This window comes from Plantibacter sp. CFBP 13570, from assembly GCF_014841395.1.
In the GTDB taxonomy this organism is placed as follows: Bacteria; Actinomycetota; Actinomycetes; order Actinomycetales; family Microbacteriaceae; genus Plantibacter; species Plantibacter auratus.
The window spans coordinates 74,054-93,264 of the sequence record NZ_JACYTW010000007.1 but is presented as its reverse complement, the minus strand read 5'-3'; the positions used below and the strand labels follow the sequence as shown (position 1 = coordinate 93,264).

Genomic DNA, 19,211 nt, shown 5'->3' with positions numbered 1-19,211 from the left:
GTCAAGCCCTCTCGTGAGGCGGTGGGGTGGAGTCGTCGGCCGAGGTGATGTCGGCGACGGTGTCTGGGGTGCCGGTCGGCCGGAGTCCGGCGTCCGCGGCGGGGATGAGGCTCGTGACGGTGTCGATGATGCGGGCGCGGTCCGCCTGCTCGAGGACGCGGAAGGTGCTGTCCGCGATCACCGTCGGGACGGGGCGCCAGCTCAGGCGGATGAGCCCGCCCGGCTCGACGACCCGGTCGATCGTGAGGTTGGTCTGGTCGACGCCGACGATGCTCGTCGCCGGGATGAACGTCGGCCGCTCCCCCGGGACGTCGACGACGACTCCGGCGGCACCGAGTTCGAGCGTGACCCGGGATCGGTAGCGCAGTCCCTGCAACGCCAGCCGTTCGAGCGGCTGGTCGTGCTTCGACGTCGCGACGTAGAGGACCTCGACCGTCAGTGACGGGACCGGCCGCGGGTCGGGGAGCTCCGCGAGGGGACCGACCTGGGCGTCGCGCGCGACGCGGCGTCGCCAGGCGAAGGCCATGAGGGCGAGGATGCCGAGGAGGACGAGGGCGACGAGGACGGCCGCGAGGATCCGCCCGTCCATCAGTGCTCGACCTCGGCGGATCGCGCGGCACGGCGTGCTGCGGCCGCGACCTGCTCCGTCGGGAGCACGGCGCCGTCCAGGACGGTCGCGTAGCCCCGGTGGAAGGTGGCGACGACGCGGCCGGGCAGCTCCAGGCCGAGGTAGGGCGAGTTCACGCCCTTGCCGGCCAGGTCGGCCGTGCCGAACGGACGGGTGGCGGCGGTGTCGTAGAGCACGACCTCCGCCGGAGCGCCGGCCTCGATCGAAGCCCCCTGCCCGGTGATCCGTCCGATCCTCGCCGGCGTCGCCGAGAGCACCCGGGCGACGTCGTTCCAGTCCAGGAGCCCGGTCGCGACCATCGACGAGTGCACGACGGAGAGGGCGGACTCGAGGCCCACCATGCCGTTCGCGGCGGCGTCCCACTCGCAGTCCTTGGCCTCGACCGGGTGCGGTGCGTGGTCCGTCGCGACGATGTCGATCGTGCCGTCCGCGAGGGCCTCGCGCAGCGCCTGGACGTCCTCCGCCCGTCGCAGCGGCGGGTTCACCTTGTACCGGGCGTCGTAGCTCGCCACCAGCTCCTCCGTGAGCAGCAGGTGGTGCGGCGTGACCTCGGCCGTGACGGGGATACCGCGGGCCTTCGCCCAACGGATGACGTCGACGGAACCGGCCGTCGAGACGTGGCAGATGTGGAGTCGGGAACCCACGTGCTCGGCGAGGAGCACGTCGCGGGCGATGATCGACTCCTCGGCGACCGCCGGCCACCCGGTCAGCCCGAGTTCGCCGGAGAGGGCGCCCTCGTTCATCTGCGCGCCGACGGTGAGCCGGGGTTCCTGCGCGTGCTGGGCGATCACGCCGTCGAAGGCCTTCACATACTCCAGCGCACGGCGCATGAGCAGCGGGTCGGACACGCAGAGGCCGTCGTCCGAGAAGACCCGGACCTTGGCACGCGAGGAGGCCATGGCGCCGAGTTCGGCGAGTCGTTCCCCGCCGAGTCCGACCGTCACGGCACCGATCGGCTGCACCGTGGCGTAGCCCGCGCGTTCACCGAGCGACTGCTCCTGCTCGACGACCCCGGCCGTGTCCGCCACCGGCGAGGTGTTGGCCATCGCGAACACCGCGGTGAAGCCGCCGGCGGCTGCGGCACGCGTGCCGGTGAGCACCGTCTCGCTCTGCTCGAACCCGGGTTCCCGGAGATGCGTGTGGAGGTCGACGAGCCCGGGGAGAGCGAGGAGGCCGTCTGCATCGACGACGGTCGCGCCGACGGCGCTCAGCCCGGAGCCGCGTTCCGCGATCCGTCCGTCGCGCAGGAGGAGGTCGGTGCGCGTCCCGTCGGCGAGCGTCGCTCCGGTGATCAGGGTGACGTCGTGGTTCGAAGTGGGCTCAGACACGGGTGGATTCCTCTCGATCGCCGGACAGCAGCAGGTACAACGCGGCCATCCGGACCGACACCCCGTTGGCGACCTGTTCGAGGACGGTCGACCGGGGTGAGTCGGCTGCCCCGGACGAGATCTCCAGACCGCGGTTCATCGGCCCGGGGTGCATGACAATGCTAGCCGGATCGAGGCGGGCGAGCCGCTCGTCATCGAGCCCCCAGCGCCTGGAATACTCCCGGCTGTTCGGGAAAAAGGCGGCATGCATGCGTTCGGACTGGATCCGGAGCATCATCAGCACGTCGGGACGCTGGGCGATCGCGTCGTCCAGGTCGTAGCGGACGGTGGCCGGCCAGGGGCCGAGGTCCACCGGAAGCAGTGTCGGCGGGGCGACGAGGGTGACCTCGGCGCCGAGCGTGTCGAGCAGCCAGACGTTCGAGCGGGCGACCCGGGAATGCAGGATGTCGCCGACGATCGTCACCGCCACCCCGTCGAGCGCGCGACCGCGGGACCGCTCGCCGTGGAGGCGCTTGCGCATCGTGAACGCGTCCAGGAGGGCCTGCGTCGGGTGCTCGTGCGTCCCGTCCCCCGCGTTCAGGATGCCGGCGTCGATCCAGCCGCTGTCGGCGAGGGTCTGCGGCGCACCGGAGGCGGAGTGTCGGATCACGACGGCGTCGGCATGCATCGCGGCGAGGGTCTGTGCGGTGTCCTTCAGGCTCTCTCCCTTCGAGACGCTCGACCCCTTCGCGCTGAAGGTGATGACGTCTGCGGACAGCCGTTTGGCGGCAGCCTCGAACGAGATGCGCGTGCGGGTCGAGTCCTCGAAGAAGAGGTTGACGACCGTCTTCCCACGGAGGGTCGGGAGCTTGCGGACCTCACGGAACTGCGTCTCGGCCATGTCCTCCGCGACGTCGAGGATCTCGATCGCCTCGTCGCGGGTGAGGGTCTTCGTCGACAGCAGGTGCCTCATTCGCCGCTCCCCTCGATCGTCACCGAGTCGTCACCGTCGAACTCCGTGAGCCGGACGAAGATGCGTTCCGCCTGCGAGGAGGGCAGGTTCTTCCCCACGAAGTCGGGTCGGATCGGGAGCTCGCGGTGCCCGCGGTCGACGAGCGCGGCGAGCCGCACGACGCGCGGGCGGCCCAGGTCGGTCAGGGCGTCGAGGGCGGCGCGGATCGTGCGTCCCGAGTACAGGACGTCGTCGACGAGGACGACCGTGCGCCCGTCGATCCCCTGTGGCGGCAGCGTCGTGGGTTGCGGTGCACGGGTCGGGTGCTTCGCCAGGTCGTCGCGGTACATCGTGACGTCGAGTGCACCCGAGACGATGGTCGCGCCCGAGATCGAGGAGATCGTGGCGGCGATCCGCTTCGCGAGGATGACTCCGCGCGTCGGGATGCCCAGGATCACGAGGTCGTCTGCTCCGCGGTTGGACTCGAGGATCTCGTGGGAGATCCGAGTCAACGCCCGCGCGATGTCAGCTTCGTGCAGCACGGTACGTGCGCTCATCGCCGACTCCCTTCTCCGCCTCTCTGGACGGTCTTAAAGGTTGTCTTGGTCAACACCCGAGCCTAGCAGTCGGATCAGGCCTCGTAGAGCTCCAACGGGAGGCCGTCGGGATCGAAGAAGAACAGCATCTTCCGCGAAGTGTGGGGGTCGATCCGGACGTCTTCGACGCGGACACCCAGCTCCACCAGACGGGCGTGGCCGGCGTCGACGTCGTCGACCGCGAAGGCGAGGTGCCGCAGTCCGAGCGCTTCGGGTCCGGATGCGCGCGCCGGCGGGTCCGGGAAGGAGAACAGCTCGATGAGGTATTCACCGTTCAGGGCGAGGTCGCCCATCCAGGAGTCGCGCTCGGCCCGGTACACCTCGGTGAGCAGCTCGCAGCCGAGCACCGAGGTGTAGAAGCGCTTCGAGGCCTCGTAGTCGCTGGCGATGATCGCGATGTGGTGCACGCGCTTCACCGGCAGGGCCGGACCGGTCTCGTCGCTCATCGTCACCGCGGGTTGATCTGCGAGATCTTGCCGAGCAGGCCGTTGATGAAGCCGGCGGAGTCGTCGGTCGACAGCGTCTTGGCCGCCTCGACCGCTTCGTCGATGGCCACGCCGTGCGGCACCTCGTCGTTGAACAGGATCTCCCAGATCGCGATCCGGAGGATGGCCCGGTCGACCGTGGGCATCCGCGCGAGCGTCCAGCCCTGCGCGTACGTCTCGATCTGTTCGTCGATCTCCTCGGCGTGGTCACCGACGCCGTCGACGATCTCCCGCGCGTACAACCAGGAGGCCTGGCGGTCGGGCTCGCTGACGGCGCGAGAGGCTTCCGCGGAAAGGACTTCAGCGAGGGTCTGCTGACGGACGTCGGCCTGGTACAGCAGATCGAGGGCGCGCTTGCGCGCCTTGGTACGAGCGCTCACTCGTTGACGCGACCGAGGTAGTCACCGGTGCGGGTGTCGACCTTGACCTTGGTGCCGGTCTCGAGGAAGAGCGGGACCTGGATCTCGTAGCCGGTCTCGACGGTCGCCGGCTTCGTGCCACCGGTCGAGCGGTCGCCCTGGAGCCCCGGTTCCGTGTAGGTGACCTCGAGGATGACCGACGCGGGGAGCTCGACGTACAGCGGGTTGCCGTTGTTGAGCGCGACCGTGACGTCCTGGTTCTCGAGGAGGAAGTTCTTGGTGTCGCCGACGACGACGGCGGGGATGGTGATCTGGTCGTAGTCGCTCTTGTCCATGAAGACGAAGGAGTCGCCGTCCGCATACAGGTAGGTGAAGTCGCGGCGGTCGACGTTCTCGACGTCGATCTTCGTGCCGGCGTTGTACGTCTTGTCGACGACCTTGCCGGTCATGATGTTCTTCATCTTGGTGCGGACGAACGCGCCACCCTTGCCCGGCTTGACGTGCTGGAACTCGATCACCGTCCAGAGCTGCCCGTCGATGTTCAGGACGATGCCGTTCTTGATGTCAGCGGTAGAAGCCATGCGCGAGAATGTCCGTTCGTGGAAAGTGTGCGGCCGGATACGACCCAACGAACGAGTGTAACCGCTGCGAGGACCCGTGACCAACGCGCCCGTGGTGGATCAGGGCGCCGCGCATGTCACTCGGCGCTGCGGCGCACCACGAGGTCGAGGGCGAGGCGGTACGAGTCGAAGCCAAAACCGGCGATCACGCCGGTCGCGACACCGGAGATCACGCTCGTGTGACGGAAGGCTTCGCGGGCGTGCGGATTCGAGAGGTGTACCTCGACGAGCAGGAGGCCAGCCTTCGTGACCATGGCCGCAGCGTCGCGGAGCCCGTAGCTGTAGTGGGTGAACGCCGCGGGGTTGAGGATCACGGACGTGCCGGCGTCGACGGCCTCGTGGAGCCAGCCGATCAGCTCGCCCTCGTCGTCCGTCTGACGCAGGTCGATCCGCGTCCCGTCGCCCGCGTCGGCCTCGAGCATGGTGCGCAGCGCTTCGAGGTCGGCCGAGCCGTAGACGTCGGGTTCACGGCTGCCGAGGCGTCCGAGGTTCGGTCCGTTGAGGACGAGCACGGTGGTCATGAGTCGAGGGTATCCGTTCGGGACGAGCGCTCGCGGAGCGCACCGGCGTCGGTCAGGAGCCGATCTCCTGGTAGGCGGCGAAGAGCAGCGAGGTCTCGGGCCCCTGGAGCACGGTCGGCTTGGCGAGGTCGTCGAGCACGATGAACCGCAACATCGAACCACGCGTCTTCTTGTCGCGCTGCATCGTCGCGAGCAGCGTGTTCCAGCGGCCAACCGGATAGGCGATCGGCAGGCTGAGCAGCTCCAGGACACGACGGTGGCGGTCGACGACTTCGTCCGACAGTCGGCCGGCGAGGCGGGACAGCTCGGCGACGTACATCATGCCGATCGCCACCGCGGCACCGTGTCGCCACTGGTACCGCTCGGCGTGCTCGATGGCGTGCCCCAGCGTGTGCCCGTAGTTGAGGATCTCGCGGAGCCCCTGTTCGGTGAAGTCCTCGCTGACGACGTCGGCCTTCATCCGGATCGCGAGCTCGATGCAGCGGCGGAAGGCGGGCGTGTCGGGGTCGGTCGCGGCGTCGACGTCGGCCTCGATGAGGTCGAGGATCTCCGGGTAGCGGATGAACCCGGCCTTCGCCACCTCGGCGAACCCGGCGAGGATCTCGTTCTTCGGGAGGGTGTCGAGCGTGTCGAGATCGCAGACGACGGCGGCCGGGGCGTAGAAGGCGCCGACGAGGTTCTTGCCTTCCGCGGTGTTGATGCCCGTCTTGCCGCCCACGGCCGCGTCGACCATGCCGAGGACCGTCGTGGGGACCTGCACGAGGCGGACGCCGCGCAGCCAGGTGGCGGCGACGAAGCCGGCGAGGTCGGTGACCGCGCCACCGCCGAACCCGATGACCGCGTCGGAGCGCGTGAAGTCGGCCTGCCCGAGGACTCCCCAGCAGAACGCGGCGACCTCGACCCGTTTCCCGGCCTCGGCGTCCGGCACCTCGGCGAGCAGTACCTGGTACCGGTCGCTCAGGGTCTCGCGGAGCTTGGCCGCCTTCTCACCCAGCGTCGCCGGGTGGACGATGAGGACCCGCTGCACGCCGGTCCCGAGGGCGTCGACGAGCACGTCCTCCAGCCCTCTCCCGATCGTGATGGGGTACGGGGAGGATCCCGTCACCTCGATGACGGTCCGCTCGGTCGGGGTGGTCGGTTCGGTGCTCATGCAGGCTCCTTCACCCAGGCGACGAGCTCGTCGACGATGCCTGAGATGGGTCGGTGCGAGGTGTCGAAGGTGACATCCGCGAGTCGTTCGTACACGGGACGCCGGGCGGCGGCGATGCGCGACCACGCGCCGGGGTCGTCGCGGAGCAGTGGACGCTTGTCGAGGTTGGCCCGTGCCAGCACGGCCTCCTCGGTGACCGTCAGCAGCACGACGCGTGCATCGGCGAGCTCACGCTGCGTGTCCTCGTCGAGGACCGCTCCCCCGCCGAGCGACACGATCGCCGGCTGCTCGAGCGCGGCGGCGACGGCCGCCCGCTCCAGGGCGCGGAAGTGAGGCTCGCCGTGTTGCTCGAAGATGCGCGCGATCGCGCCGTGCTCGCCGGACACGACGCTGTCGGTGTCGACGAACGGCAGGCCCAGGCGCTTCGCCAACTGCTTGCCGACCCGGCTCTTCCCCGACCCCATCGGTCCGATGAGGACGACGGGGAGTCGGAGATCGGCGGCCTGCTCAGGCATCGGCGCTGGAGGCGTGGTCGCCTCGCGTGCGCAGGTTCGACGGGATCGCTGCCAGGTATCCGTCGAGGTTGCGCTTCGTCTCGGGGACCGAGTCGCCACCGAACTTCTCGAGCACCGCTTCGGCGAGGACCAGCGCCACCATGGCCTCGGCCACGACACCGGAGGCCGGGACCGCGCAGACGTCCGAGCGCTGGTGGTGCGCGGTGGCGGCCTCGCTCGTCGCGACGTCGACCGTGCGGAGCGAGTGCGGGACGGTCGCGATCGGCTTCATGCCGGCACGGACGCGGAGGACCGTACCGGTGGTCATGCCGCCCTCGGTGCCGCCGGCGCGGTCGCTCTGTCGGGCGATGCCGTCGCTCTCCTGGACGAGCTCGTCGTGGGCCGCGGAACCGCGACGTGTCGTCGTGAGGAAGCCGTCGCCGACCTCCACGCCCTTGATGGCCTGGATGCCCATGAGCGCTGCTGCGAGCCGTGCGTCGAGTCGTCGGTCCCAGTGGACGTAGGAGCCGAGCCCCGGCGGGAGCCCGTAGGCCAAGACCTCGACGATGCCGCCGAGGGTGTCGCCGTCCTTCTTGGCCGCGTCGACCTCGGCGACCATGCGCTCCGAGGTCGCCTTGTCGAAGCAGCGCAACGGATCGGCGTCGAGCGCGTCGACGTCGGCCGGGACCGGCAGCGGGCTGTCTTCGGGAACGCGCACCGGGCCGATCGACAGCGTGTGGCTGACGAGGGTGATGCCCAGCTCGCCGAGGAAGGAGCGCGCGACGGCACCGAGGGCCACGCGCGCAGCGGTCTCGCGTGCGCTGGCGCGTTCGAGCACGGGACGCGCCTCGTCGAAGCCGTACTTCTGCATGCCCGTCAGGTCGGCGTGCCCGGGACGCGGACGGGTGAGCGCGGCGCTGCGGCCACGAGACTTGTCGGAGATCTCGGTCGGCTCGGGGCTCATGACCTCGGCCCACTTCGGCCACTCGGTGTTGCCGATGCGGATCGCGATCGGGCTACCCATGGAGAAGCCGTGGCGGACGCCGCCGGACAGGTTGAGCTCGTCCTCCTCGAACTTCATGCGGGATCCTCGGCCGTAGCCGAGCTTCCGTCGGGCGAGGTCGGCGCGGACGCCGTCCATGGAGATGGGGACGCCGGACGGGAGTCCCTCGAGGACGGCGATGAGTTCCGGGCCGTGAGACTCTCCGGCAGTGAGCCAACGAAGCATAGTCCTATCCTTCCATAGAGCCGGGACGCGACCGTGCGCCTTCGGTCGACGGCCCGGCGGGTGTGCAGGTGGGCCGGATGCGTCCGGAGCGGTCAGTGCGAGGCGACCGGCGCCCCGGTGTGATCGAGGTGGACCGTGTCGAGCATCGCCCCGAGCACCGTCGTCTCGTCCTCGAGCGGCAGGAGCGGATCGCCGAGGACGAAGATCCGGACCTGGAGCAACGCCTGGTGCACGAGCATCGACAGCCCACTGAGGACCGACCCGCCGGCCTGCGACCACGCCTCCGCGAGCACACTCGGCCACGGGTCGTAGGCGACGTCGAGGAGGAGCGCGCCTGGAGCACGGGACAGGACCGGACCCGGTTCGGTGAGGGCGCCGCCGGGAAGGGTGCTGATCACGAGTGGTGCGTCAGGCGTCTCACCGTCGAGCGGCCCTGAGGCGAACCGCAGCCCCAGCCGGCCGGCGAGGTCCTCGAGTGGTCGCGCCTGAGCTGGTCGTCGGAGCGCCACGTGGACGTGCTCGGCACCGAGGTCCGCCGCCGCCATGATCGCCGAGGAGGCCGTCGCTCCCCCGCCCAGGACGACCGCGGACGCGATCGTGTCGACGCCGGCCGCCCCGATCGCGCGGACGATGCCGCCGACGTCGGTGTTGAACCCCTCGATCCGACGGGATCCATCCTCGGCTCGGCGGAGACGCAGCGTGTTGACCGCCCCGGTCTCGGTTGCGGCGCGGTCGGCCACGTCGGCCAGCTCGAGCGCGCGATGCTTCAGGGGCATGGTCAGCGAGAGCCCCCGCCAGTCAGAACCGAGGTCGTCGAGGAAGGCCGAGAGGCCGGCCGCCTCGAGTTCGTGGCGACCGTAGTCCCAGTCGAGCCCCAGCACCCGGTAGGCGGCCTCGTGCAGTGCCGGGGACTTGGAGTGGGCGATGGGCGCGCCGAGCACGGCGAGCCGCGGCTGCCCGTCCTCGCCGTGACCCGCCCCTGTTCCACTCATGTGCGCCACGCTCCCGCTACTGGTACTCGGGGTGCTCGTCCATCCAGGACAGCCACTTGTCGACCGCGGCCTCGTGCTCCTCCTGGGTGGTGGAGAAGATCGTCTCGCCGGAGTCGAGGTTCCAGGTGACGAAGTAGAGCCATGGTCCGTCGGCCGGGTGCAGCGCGGCGTCGATCGCGAGGTCACCCGGGTTCGAGATCGGTCGCACGACCATGCCCGGGTGGACGTAGGTGTTGTACGGGTTCGAAGCGTCGGCGCGCTCGGCGTCCGTGGTCGACACCCGGTGGGTGTTGCCCGTCCCGTACGCGACCGTCGCGTCGGACTGGAGCAGACCGCTCTCCCACTGGGCCGGGTCCAGCCGGTTGAGGAAGACCCGCGACACCTTGTAGTAGTCGTCGCGGAGGCCCGCCTCCTTCTGGATGAGCGAGGCCAGGACGATGGTCTTCCAGCGGTCCTCGGGCTTCACCCCGGCGTCGTCGAGCGCCTGGAACGACCGGTTCACGAGGGTCTGGAGGACGGCGTGCGCATCGCCGCCGTCGGGGAGGCTGTAGGTCGCCGGGAAGAGGAACCCCTCGAGCGAGGTCGCCTCGGCGGGGAGACCGAAGGACGCGACGTCGGCGGCCGCCGCCTGGAGTTCCTCCAGCGGGATGCCGGTGCCCTCCGCGATCGACGGCAGGGCGTCCTGCTCAGCGGTGCCCTCGGGGATGACGAAGGTGTCCTCCATGCGGTTCGCCTCATCGGTCAGCGCAGCAAGGGCGGATTCGGCGCTCATCTTGAGCTTCAGCTTGTAGGCGCCCGGGAAGAACTCCGGCTGGGTGGGCTGTGCGAGGAGGAGGTCGTAGAAGGCGTCGAACGACTTCGTGACCCCGGCGTCGTGCAGGCTCGTCGCGATGTCCTCGCCGATGTCGCCCTCGTTGACCATGACGACGGCCTCGCCGCTACCGGCACCCTCGTAGTCGTTCGGTTCCTCCCAGCCGAGCACCTTGCGGATCTGCGGCTCGTAACTCGTCCACACGACCGCGGCGCACGCGACGAGACCCCCGACGACGACGATCGACACGATGAGCGCGATGAGCCCTCGACGACCACGTCGGCGCTTCGGCGGTTCCCCGCCGGCCAGCGCACGACGGCGCCCCCGATGGATCGGCTGTGGCCCGCTGTCGTTCGCCGTGTCGCCCTCAGCGAGCAGGTCCTCGAACGCGGGGATGGTCATGGTCCTGGCCCGGGACGCTGAGGACTCGGTGTCGTCCGACTCGGGGGCACGTGAGGTCGGCCCGCTCAGGAGTGTGTCGCTCGCGGCCGGCTCGCTGACGCTGGAGCCACTCGACGACGCGGTCGTGGGGGCGTCGACCGAGGAGGCGTCGATCGACGTGGCGCCGGTCGGGGCCGGTTCGGCCGTGTCGCTCGGAGCATTCCCGTCGACGGGCTCGGACGGCGACGAAGCGGCTTCCGCGGCCTCCCGCTGCTGACGTGCCTCGCGTCGGGACAGTGGCACCGGCTGCTCCCCCGCGGCGTTCCGCTCGGACGTGAAGAGGTCGGCGAGCGGATCGTCTGCTGGGTTGTTCTGAGGTGTCAGATTCGACACAGGCACGTCCTGTTCACGGGTCGACGGGGCTTCCGGGGGGTCGCCCCGAACCGCGTTCGGCGTCGAGGGCGTACTGCAAGAGTATGACGGCCGCCACCTGATCGACAATCGAGCGGGTCTGCTTCTGTCGTTTCCCAGCGGAGCGCAAGGCGCTGTGGGCGGTCACCGTCGTCAGCCGCTCGTCGACGAGACGGGCCGGGACACCCGTGATCGACCTGAGTCGGGCGGCGAACTCCCGGGCGTCCTGCGTGGATGCCGTGTCCTTCCCCGACAGGGCGATCGGGAGACCGACGACGAGCTCCACGGCGCCGAGTTCTTCGGCGATGACCGCGATCGCCCGGATGTCGGCGTCGCCGCCGAGGTCCCGTGGGACCGTCTCCACCGGCGTGGCCAACAGGCCGTCGGGATCGCTTCTCGCGACCCCGACCCTGGCCTTCCCGACGTCGATCCCGAGTCGGACTCCGCGACGGAAGCCGTCCGTCATCTCAGGCGATCTCGCGGGCGATCGCCGCGAGGGCGTCGCCGAGTGCGGTGGCGTCGACGCCGCCACCCTGTGCGAGGTCGTCCTTCCCACCACCGTTGCCGCCGAGGACACCGGCCGCGACCCGGACGAGGACGCCTGCCTTGAGTCCGGCGTCGCGGGCACCCTGGTTCGTCGCGACGACGATCGCGGGCTTCCCGCCGACGACCGCGCCCAGGGCGACGACCGCCGGGCTCGCGCCGAGCTGCTCGCGGAGCTGCGTGACGAGCGTCCTGACGTCGTTCGGTGACCCGAGCTCGCCCAGGTGCTCGGCGACGAGCGACACCGGGCCGACGCGGTGAGCGGTCTGCGCCAATGCCGGGAGGCGTTCGCTCAGCCCACGGGCTTCGAACGCGGCGATCTTCTTCTCAGCGGCCTTGAGGTTCGCGACCAGTTCGGCAATGCGGTCGGGCAGCTGCTCCTTCGGCGTCTTGAGGCTGCCGGAGAGCTGTGACACGAGCGCCCGCTCGGCGGCGAGGTCGCGGAAGGCCTCGAGTCCGACGAGCGACTCCACCCGACGGTTCGTCGAGCCGACGGACGACTCGCTGACGAGGTTGATCAACCCGATCTCGGCACTTGAGCTGACGTGCGTGCCCGCACACAGCTCACGCGACCACGGCCCGCCGATGTCGACGACGCGGACGGTCTCGCCGTACTTCTCGCCGAACAGCGCCATGGCGCCGAGCGCCTTCGCGTCGTCGAGCGCCATCTCGCGGGTGCTCACCTGCAGGTTGTCGCGGATGGCGTTGTTGGAGATCTCCTCGATCTCCGACTTCGTCGCCGGTGACAGCGGCTGGTTCCAGGTGAAGTCGAGCCGCAGGTACCCGGCCTTGTTCGACGAACCGGACTGGTGGGCGCTGTCGCCCAGGACCTGTCGCAGGGCTGCGTGGATGATGTGCGTGCCGGAGTGCGCCTGCTGCGCGCCGCGGCGGTAGCTCGCGTCGACGATGGTCGTCGCCGGTGCGTCCACGCCGACCTCGCCCTGGCTCACCTGCACCTTGTGCGCGATGAGACCCTTGACCGGCTTCTGCACGTCGAGCACCTCGAGCTCGTATCCGGGACCGACGATGACGCCCTGGTCGGCCTCCTGCCCGCCGGACTCGGCGTACAGCGAGGTCTCCGCCAGGATCACCTCGGCGATGTCACCGGCGACCGCGCGCTGCACCGGGTGTCCGCCCACGATGATGCCGAGGATGCGGCTCTCGGTCTCGAGCTCGGTGTAGCCGGTGAACACGGTCTCGCCCTTGGCGCGGATGTCGCTGTAGACCGAGAGGTCGGCGAGGACGCTCTTCTTCGCCTTCGCGTCGGCCTTCGCCCGCTGGCGCTGCGCGGTCATGAGCGAATCGAACGCGTCACGGTCGACTGAGAGGCCGGCCTCCTCCGCGATCTCGAGGGTCAGGTCGATCGGGAAACCGTAGGTGTCGTGCAGGAGGAACGCGGAGTCGCCGGCGAGGGCCGTCCGGCCCGTGCCCTTGGTCTGCTCGAGCGCGAGGTCGAGGATGGTCGTGCCGCTGGCCAGCGTCCGGAGGAAGGTCTCCTCCTCGGCGTAGGCGCTCTGCGAGATCCGGCCGAAGTCGGTCTCGACCTCCGGGTAGGCCGCCTTCATGGCGTCGCGCGACGCGGAGAACAGCTCGGGGAACGTCGCGGTGTCGACGCCGAGGAGGCGCATCGCACGGACGGTCCGTCGCATGAGGCGGCGGAGGATGTACCCGCGTCCCTCGTTCGACGGCGTGATGCCGTCGCTCATGAGCATGAGCGACGAACGCACGTGGTCGGCGATGACGCGCATCCGGACGTCGTCGTCGTGGTCGGCGCCGTAGCGACGGCCGCTCAACTCGGCGGCGCGATCGAGGACCGGGCGCACCTGGTCGATCTCGTACATGTTCTCGACGCCCTGCTTGAGGAAGGCGACCCGCTCGAGCCCCATGCCGGTGTCGATGTTCTTCTTCGGGAGTTCGCCGACGATGTCGAAGTCGACCTTGCCGCGCACGTTCTCGATCAGGTACTGCATGAAGACGAGGTTCCAGATCTCGACGTACCGGTCGTCGTCGGTCGCCGGGCCGCCGTCGGCTCCGTACGCGGGACCGCGGTCGAAGAAGATCTCCGAGCACGGGCCGGCCGGTCCGGGCTGACCCGTCGACCAGTAGTTCGTGTCCTTGTCGAGCCGCTGGATGCGGTGCTCGGGGAGCCCTGCGACGCGCTTCCAGAGGTCGATCGCTTCGTCGTCGTCCTTGTACACGGTGACCCAGAGGTCCTTCTCGTCGAAGGCGAGGCCGCCGCTCGACTCACTGCCGGTCAGGAGCTCCCACGCGTAGGTGATCGCCCCCTCCTTGAAGTAGTCGCCGAAGGAGAAGTTGCCGTTCATCTGGAAGAAGGTGCCGTGCCGGGGCGTCTTGCCCACCTCTTCGATGTCGTTGGTGCGGATGCACTTCTGGACGCTCGTGGCGCGATCGAACGGCGCGGGGACGACGCCGGTGAGGTACGGCACGAACGGCACCATGCCGGCGACCGTGAAGAGGAGCGAGGGGTCGTCGCTGACGAGGGAGGCGGAGGGGACGACGGTGTGCCCCCGATCGCCGAAGAAGGTGAGCCAGCGGGAGCGGATGTCAGCGGTGTCCATGGTGTCCGTACGTCAGGGGTGTGCGTGTCGATGTTCGTGCGCTGCGGCGATGCCCGTCCGGGCGTGCCGCTACGGCTTGGTGAGGTCTTCTGCGGCGTCCTCGACGCGCGCGACGACGGACTCAGCCGCGTCGCGCAGCTGCGCCTCGCGCTCCTTGTAGGCGTCGCCGACGGTGTCGGTGAACTCCCTGACGCGTGAGTCCAGCTCGGAGAAGAACCGCTTGCCGGACTGTGTCTTGTTGATCTCGTGGGCGACGACGAAGCCGGCGCCGATGCCGACGATCAGCCAGAACACGTTCTTCATGGGGAACTCCTCATCTGCGGTGCGACCACCCGGGCGTCGCCGGGCGTACCAAGCATCCATCGTAGTCGAGCGCGGTGGACCGATGGCGTCGTACAACGACGAAGAGGCACCGGCCGGAGCCGATGCCTCTTCGTGTGGTGCCCGGAGCCGGGCCGCAGGCCTAGCGGGCTGCGTAGTACTCGACGACGAGCTGCACTTCACAGGTCACAGGGACCTCGGCGCGCTTCGGGCGACGCTCGAGACGCGCCTGGAGCTTGTCGAGCTCGACCGAGAGGTACGCGGGCACCTTCGGCAGGACGTCGACGTGACCGCCGGCAGCGGCGACCTGGAAGGGCTCGGTGCCCTCGGAGCGCGGCTTGACGTGGATGAGCTGGCCCGGCTTCACGCGGAAGGACGGGCGGTCGACGAGCTGGCCGTCGACCATGATGTGGCGGTGCACGACCATCTGGCGAGCCTGAGCCGTGGTGCGGGCGAAACCGGAGCGGAGGACGAGCGCGTCGAGACGGGTCTCGAGGATCTCGACGAGGTTCTCACCCGTCAGGCCCTGGGTGCGACGTGCCTCCTGGAAGGCGATCTTGAGCTGGGCCTCGCGGATGCCGTACTGGGCGCGCAGACGCTGCTTCTCGCGCAGACGGACGGCGTAGTCGCTGTCGGCCTTGCGCTTGCTGCGGCCGTGCTCACCGGGAGCGTAGGGACGCTTCTCGAGGTACTTGGCGGCCTTCGGGGTGAGGGCGATGCCGAGTGCCCGCGAGAGGCGGGTCTTGCTGCGGGTACGTGACTTGGTAGACACGGTTTCCTTTCGATGAAGTCTCAAACGATGAATGACCGGCGCGAAGACGCGTCGGTGATCCGGAATCACACCGGACAAAGTCAGAGGGGTCCGCCGGGGCTGTTCGGCTACAGAACACGCCCGTCGAACACGGTGATCGAGCAGCCGCGCAGTCACACCGGTTCTAGGCGGATCAATACTAGCACGACGTGCCCCGGTCGCCGGGCCGCCGCGACCCGACGTTCACTCGCCCCGGACGATCTTCCGGAGTTTGTCCAACCGTGCCGAGATGTCGCGTTCGTGGCCGTGGTCGGTGGGCTGGTAGTACCGGACGTCGCGGAGCTCGTCGGGCAGGTACTGCTGGGCGACGACACCGATCGGGTGGTCGTGCGGGTAGCGGTAGCCCTTGCCGTGTCCGAGGCGCTTGGCGCCCGCGTAGTGGGCGTCGCGCATCGGCTTCGGCACACGTCCGAAGGCTCCGGCCCTGACGTCGGCGATGGCCTGGTCGATGGCGACGTAGGCCGCGTTCGACTTGGCGGCGGTGGCCAGGTACACCACGGCCTCGGCCAGCGGGATGCGACCCTCGGGCATGCCGATGAACTGGACGGCGTCGGCGGCCGCCACGGCGATGGGCAGCGCCTGCGGGTCGGCGATGCCGATGTCCTCGGCCGCGGAGATGATGATGCGGCGGGCGATGAAGCGCGGGTCCTCCCCCGCCTCGATCATCCGAGCGAGGTAGTGCAGCGCGGCGTCGACGTCGGATCCGCGGATGCTCTTGATGAACGCGCTGATGACGTCGTAGTGCTCGTCGCCGTTGCGGTCGTATCGGAGCAGGGCGCGGTCGACCGCCTGCGAGACGAGCTCGTCGGTGATGACGGGACCGCGGGGCGCCCGCGTCGCGGTGTCGGAGTCGTCGTCCACCCCGTCTTCGTCGTCTTCATCATCCTCATCGCCGACGTCGAGGAGGCCCGCGTCGTCGAGATCGAGCTCGTCGGGGTCGACCGGAGCGCCGAGATCGGAGTCGGCGGCGATCGCGGCCGCCTCCAACGCAGTCAGGGCTCGTCGGGCATCGCCGGAGGACAACTGGATGATCGCGGCGCGGGCCTCCGGCGTCACGGTGAAGCGACCGGCCAGGCCGCGAGGGTCGGTCACGGCGCGGTCGATGAGGATGCCGAGGTCGTCGTCGCTCAGCTGTTCGAGCGTGAGGAGCAGCGAACGCGAGAGCAGCGGGGAGATGACGGAGAACGACGGGTTCTCGGTCGTCGCGGCGACCAGGATGACCCAGCCGTTCTCCACGCCGGGGAGCAGGGCGTCCTGCTGGGCCTTCGTGAACCGGTGGATCTCGTCGAGGAAGAGGACGGTGGAGCTGCCATAGAGGTCGCGGCTCGACATCGCCTCCTCCATGACCTGCCGGACGTCCTTGACGCCCGCCGTCACGGCCGAGAGCTCGACGAACCGGCGACCGGAGCTGTGCGCGATGGCCTGCGCCAGCGTCGTCTTCCCGGTGCCCGGTGGGCCCCAGAGGATGACGGACACGGCCGCCTGCGTCCCCTCGTTGTCGCTCGCCAGACGGACGAGCGGCGAGCCGGGACGGAGCAGGTGCTGCTGGCCGGCGACCTCCTCGAGGCTGCGGGGCCGCATGCGCACCGCGAGCGGGACCGGTGCGCCGGCGATGCCGGGTCCTCGACTGAACATTCCACCAGGCTAGCCGCAGCCTGCGACACGCGGACCCGCTGCAGAACGGGGTCGCCGCCGTCGTGCGCCGTTTGGTCCGCGCGGAGCGCTCCCCGTAAGGTTCTCCTGGGCAGTCCGCCGCGGGCGTGGTGCCAGATGACAGCGCGATGCCGCCGCTCGGCCGACGGCACCTGGAGGGAACGACGTGGCAACGAGCAAGGGTCCGGACAAAGAGGCACGCGCAGCACGCGCACGACTGCGCGCCTACAACGCCCGGCGCACCGTGCACGAGCACCGCTCCAAGCGCCGCGTCCGCGACAACGTGATCGCCGCTGCGGCGCTCGTCGTCATCCTTGCCGGTGCCACGGCTGCGCAGGTGTTCTTCTTCGCCGGCGGTCCGGGCACCCCGGTCGCGACGCCCACCGCCTCCGCCGAGGCCGGGGCCTGCGGTGTCACCGGGGCCACGGACGGCGCCAACACCGGCGAGGTCCCCGCGAGTACGATCGCCGAGGACCGCGACTGGAGCGGTGAGATGACGATCAACGACGTCGTCATGAACCTCACCCTCGACGGCGCCTGCGCGCCGCAGGGTGTCTCCTCCTTCATCTCCCTCGCCCAGTCCGGCTTCTACGACGGCGTCACCTGCCACCGCCTCACGACGAGCGGCATCTACGTCCTGCAGTGCGGCGACCCCGACGGCACCGGCACCGGCGGCCCCGGGTACAGCTACGGCCCGGTCGAGAACGCACCGACGGACGACGTCTACCCGGCCGGCACCATCGCCATGGCGCGCCAGGGCGGGAACGGCTACAGCAACGGTTCGCAGTTCTTCCTCGTGTACCAGGACTCCACCATCCCGTCCGACGCCGCCGGCGGCTACACCGTGCTCGGCCAGATCACGAGTGGTCTCGACCAGCTCGTCTCGGGCGTCGTGTCCGGCGGCGTCGCGGACGGCAGCGGTGACGGTGCTCCAGCGGTCCCGGCCACCATCACCTCGGTGACGGTCCAGTAGCGCGTGCAGTAACCTGCACCAGACGGAACCGACCGGCGCAAGCGGTCGCCCCGAGCAGGACTCGGGGTAATAGGCTTGTGGATCGATCACGATCGCCACGAACGGCGGTCAACACACAGCAAGGGTGATGCGCGTGACCAGTCCAGAGATCGAACCGTGGGGTCGTGTCGACGACGACGGCACCGTCTACGTCCGTGAGGCCGACGGTGAACGAGCGGTCGGACAGTACCCCGACGGTTCCAAGGAGGAGGCGCTCGCGTACTTCGAGCGCAAGTTCACGGACCTCGCCGGACAGGTGACGCTCCTCGAGCAGCGCGCGAAGCGCGGTGCACCGGCGACGGACGTCGCGAAGGCTGTGAAGTCGATCACCAAGCAGGTCGAGTCCGCCAACGCGGTCGGCAACCTCCAGGCGCTCCTGACCCGCCTCGCGGCGCTCGACGGCACCGTGAGCGAGCTGACCGAGGCGCAGAGCCAGGAGACCAAGGCAGCCCTCGAGGAAGCGGCACGTGCGCGTCTCGCGATCGTCGAGGAAGCCGAACAGCTCGCGCAGCAGGATCCGGCACGGGTGCAGTGGAAGCAGACCTCGGCGCGACTCGACGAACTCTTCGCCGAGTGGCAGCGCCAGCAGCACGACGGACCTCGTCTCGCGAAGAACGACGCCAACGACCTCTGGAAGCGGTTCCGGACGGCGCGCGCGACGATCGAGCAGCACCGTCGTGCGTTCTACACGGAGCTGGACTCGGTCCACAAGGAAGCACGCGCGATCAAGCAGAAGCTCGTCGAGCGCGCCGAGGCCCTCATCGCCAAGGGCGCCGAGGGCATCCCCGCCTACCGCAGCCTGCTCGACGAGTGGAAGGCCTCCCCGCGTGCCGGGAAGCGCCAGGACGACGCGCTCTGGGCGAAGTTCAAGGCCGCGGGCGACGCGATCTACGGCGCGAAGGCCGAGATCGACGCGCGCGACAACGAGGAGTTCCAGGGCAACCTTGATCTGAAGCTCGCGGTGTTGGCGGATGCAGAGCCGATCCTCGCCGACACGAACCGGGACTCGGCGCGCAAGGCGCTCACCGACATCCAGCGTCGGTGGGACGAGATCGGCAAGGTCCCGCGCGAGCAGGTCCGCGTCGTCGAAGACCGTCTCCGCAAGATCGAGACCCACGTCAAGCAGCTCGAGGACGAGCACTGGAAGCGCAACAACCCCGAGACGAAGGCGCGGACCGAGGGGCTCGCGAGCCAGCTCGCCGACGCCATCGCCAAGCTCGAGGACGAGGTCGAGGCGGCACGAGCCTCCGGTGACGCCGACCGGCTCACCGCGGCCATCGAGGCGCTGGATGCACGCAAGGCGTGGCTCGGAGCGATCCGCTAGGCGGATCCGCTCCACCAACCGCGTGACGGTCGC

19 protein-coding genes and 1 pseudogene are annotated in these 19,211 nt (G+C 69.7%); 2 read left to right on the top strand and 18 right to left on the bottom strand.

What is annotated here, in order from left to right; genetic code table 11:
• Position 1: 1 nt before the first annotated feature.
• The 18 genes and pseudogenes from IFT89_RS04440 to IFT89_RS04355 form a co-directional block, all read right to left on the bottom strand.
• The gene (locus IFT89_RS04440) at positions 2–589 is read right to left on the bottom strand and encodes a PH-like domain-containing protein (protein WP_124769343.1); all 588 of its coding nucleotides are present in this window, start codon (positions 587–589) and stop codon (positions 2–4) included.
• Positions 589–1,956 (bottom strand): dihydroorotase, encoded by a 1,368-nt coding sequence (locus IFT89_RS04435; protein WP_374190788.1) that lies wholly within the window; start codon positions 1,954–1,956, stop codon positions 589–591. The genes IFT89_RS04440 and IFT89_RS04435 overlap by 1 nt, the downstream gene beginning before the upstream one ends.
• Entirely contained in the window at positions 1,949–2,908 is a 960-nt protein-coding gene (locus IFT89_RS04430; RefSeq protein WP_071260160.1) for an aspartate carbamoyltransferase catalytic subunit, read from the bottom strand. The genes IFT89_RS04435 and IFT89_RS04430 overlap by 8 nt, the downstream gene beginning before the upstream one ends.
• Positions 2,905–3,450 (bottom strand): annotated as a pseudogene (gene pyrR, locus IFT89_RS04425) (bifunctional pyr operon transcriptional regulator/uracil phosphoribosyltransferase PyrR); the annotation flags it as partial. The gene IFT89_RS04430 and the pseudogene pyrR, both read right to left, overlap by 4 nt.
• A gap of 68 nt (positions 3,451–3,518) precedes the next feature.
• A complete protein-coding gene (locus tag IFT89_RS04420) occupies positions 3,519–3,929 on the bottom strand; it encodes a VOC family protein (protein ID WP_244650592.1) in 411 nt (136 codons plus the stop codon).
• Positions 3,930–3,931: 2 nt separating this feature from the next.
• Positions 3,932–4,348, bottom strand: a complete 417-nt coding sequence (nusB, locus tag IFT89_RS04415) for a transcription antitermination factor NusB (RefSeq protein WP_064293834.1) — start codon at positions 4,346–4,348, stop codon at positions 3,932–3,934.
• Complete coding sequence (efp, locus tag IFT89_RS04410) at positions 4,345–4,908, bottom strand: elongation factor P (RefSeq protein WP_056005785.1); 564 nt, start codon at positions 4,906–4,908, stop codon at positions 4,345–4,347. Before efp ends, nusB begins: the two co-directional genes overlap by 4 nt.
• A 116-nt stretch (positions 4,909–5,024) precedes the next feature.
• Positions 5,025–5,468, bottom strand: coding sequence for a type II 3-dehydroquinate dehydratase (locus tag IFT89_RS04405; protein WP_194644610.1), 444 nt, complete (start codon positions 5,466–5,468; stop codon positions 5,025–5,027).
• Positions 5,469–5,520: 52 nt separating this feature from the next.
• Positions 5,521–6,618: a 3-dehydroquinate synthase gene (aroB, locus tag IFT89_RS04400; protein WP_079705926.1), complete on the bottom strand. Its 1,098-nt coding sequence runs from the start codon at positions 6,616–6,618 to the stop codon at positions 5,521–5,523.
• On the bottom strand, positions 6,615–7,133 hold the full coding sequence (locus tag IFT89_RS04395) for a shikimate kinase (RefSeq protein ID WP_079705925.1): 519 nt from the start codon (positions 7,131–7,133) through the stop codon (positions 6,615–6,617). Before IFT89_RS04395 ends, aroB begins: the two co-directional genes overlap by 4 nt.
• Positions 7,126–8,340: a chorismate synthase gene (gene aroC, locus IFT89_RS04390; RefSeq protein ID WP_064293830.1), complete on the bottom strand. Its 1,215-nt coding sequence runs from the start codon at positions 8,338–8,340 to the stop codon at positions 7,126–7,128. Before aroC ends, IFT89_RS04395 begins: the two co-directional genes overlap by 8 nt.
• A gap of 92 nt (positions 8,341–8,432) precedes the next feature.
• Positions 8,433–9,332, bottom strand: a complete 900-nt coding sequence (locus IFT89_RS04385; protein WP_202938333.1) for a shikimate dehydrogenase — start codon at positions 9,330–9,332, stop codon at positions 8,433–8,435.
• A gap of 16 nt (positions 9,333–9,348) precedes the next feature.
• Positions 9,349–10,917, bottom strand: coding sequence for an endolytic transglycosylase MltG (gene mltG / locus IFT89_RS04380; protein ID WP_307783429.1), 1,569 nt, complete (start codon positions 10,915–10,917; stop codon positions 9,349–9,351).
• 13 nt (positions 10,918–10,930) lie between these two features.
• Entirely contained in the window at positions 10,931–11,401 is a 471-nt protein-coding gene (gene ruvX / locus IFT89_RS04375) for a Holliday junction resolvase RuvX (RefSeq protein ID WP_138947071.1), read from the bottom strand.
• Position 11,402: 1 nt separating this feature from the next.
• Positions 11,403–14,057 (bottom strand): alanine--tRNA ligase, encoded by a 2,655-nt coding sequence (gene alaS / locus IFT89_RS04370; protein ID WP_192004912.1) that lies wholly within the window; start codon positions 14,055–14,057, stop codon positions 11,403–11,405.
• Between the two features lie 69 nt (positions 14,058–14,126).
• Positions 14,127–14,360, bottom strand: a complete 234-nt coding sequence (locus IFT89_RS04365; RefSeq protein ID WP_202938332.1) for a hypothetical protein — start codon at positions 14,358–14,360, stop codon at positions 14,127–14,129.
• Between the two features lie 160 nt (positions 14,361–14,520).
• Positions 14,521–15,150 (bottom strand): 30S ribosomal protein S4, encoded by a 630-nt coding sequence (gene rpsD / locus IFT89_RS04360; protein ID WP_137241687.1) that lies wholly within the window; start codon positions 15,148–15,150, stop codon positions 14,521–14,523.
• A 222-nt stretch (positions 15,151–15,372) separates the two neighbouring features.
• Positions 15,373–16,824, bottom strand: a complete 1,452-nt coding sequence (locus IFT89_RS04355; RefSeq protein ID WP_082915828.1) for a replication-associated recombination protein A — start codon at positions 16,822–16,824, stop codon at positions 15,373–15,375.
• A gap of 184 nt (positions 16,825–17,008) precedes the next feature.
• On the opposite strand from IFT89_RS04355, the gene IFT89_RS04350 reads away from it, so the two are divergent.
• The gene (locus tag IFT89_RS04350) at positions 17,009–17,815 is read left to right on the top strand and encodes a peptidylprolyl isomerase (protein WP_079705920.1); all 807 of its coding nucleotides are present in this window, start codon (positions 17,009–17,011) and stop codon (positions 17,813–17,815) included.
• 133 nt (positions 17,816–17,948) lie between these two features.
• Positions 17,949–19,178 (top strand): DUF349 domain-containing protein, encoded by a 1,230-nt coding sequence (locus IFT89_RS04345; RefSeq protein ID WP_369808437.1) that lies wholly within the window; start codon positions 17,949–17,951, stop codon positions 19,176–19,178.
• Positions 19,179–19,211: the final 33 nt, after the last annotated feature.

What these genes read in the sequence shown, in the direction of transcription:
- IFT89_RS04440 (WP_124769343.1), bottom strand. Translation starts at nt 589, where the DNA reads ATGGACGGGCGGATCCTCGCGGCCGTCCTCGTCGCCCTCGTCCTCCTC.
- IFT89_RS04430 (WP_071260160.1), bottom strand. Translation starts at nt 2,908, where the DNA reads ATGAGGCACCTGCTGTCGACGAAGACCCTCACCCGCGACGAGGCGATC.
- IFT89_RS04420 (WP_244650592.1), bottom strand. Translation starts at nt 3,929, where the DNA reads ATGAGCGACGAGACCGGTCCGGCCCTGCCGGTGAAGCGCGTGCACCAC.
- efp (WP_056005785.1), bottom strand. Translation starts at nt 4,908, where the DNA reads ATGGCTTCTACCGCTGACATCAAGAACGGCATCGTCCTGAACATCGAC.
- IFT89_RS04405 (WP_194644610.1), bottom strand. Translation starts at nt 5,468, where the DNA reads ATGACCACCGTGCTCGTCCTCAACGGACCGAACCTCGGACGCCTCGGC.
- aroB (WP_079705926.1), bottom strand. Translation starts at nt 6,618, where the DNA reads ATGAGCACCGAACCGACCACCCCGACCGAGCGGACCGTCATCGAGGTG.
- IFT89_RS04395 (WP_079705925.1), bottom strand. Translation starts at nt 7,133, where the DNA reads ATGCCTGAGCAGGCCGCCGATCTCCGACTCCCCGTCGTCCTCATCGGA.
- aroC (WP_064293830.1), bottom strand. Translation starts at nt 8,340, where the DNA reads ATGCTTCGTTGGCTCACTGCCGGAGAGTCTCACGGCCCGGAACTCATC.
- IFT89_RS04385 (WP_202938333.1), bottom strand. Translation starts at nt 9,332, where the DNA reads ATGAGTGGAACAGGGGCGGGTCACGGCGAGGACGGGCAGCCGCGGCTC.
- ruvX (WP_138947071.1), bottom strand. Translation starts at nt 11,401, where the DNA reads ATGACGGACGGCTTCCGTCGCGGAGTCCGACTCGGGATCGACGTCGGG.
- alaS (WP_192004912.1), bottom strand. Translation starts at nt 14,057, where the DNA reads ATGGACACCGCTGACATCCGCTCCCGCTGGCTCACCTTCTTCGGCGAT.
- IFT89_RS04365 (WP_202938332.1), bottom strand. Translation starts at nt 14,360, where the DNA reads ATGAAGAACGTGTTCTGGCTGATCGTCGGCATCGGCGCCGGCTTCGTC.
- IFT89_RS04355 (WP_082915828.1), bottom strand. Translation starts at nt 16,824, where the DNA reads ATGTTCAGTCGAGGACCCGGCATCGCCGGCGCACCGGTCCCGCTCGCG.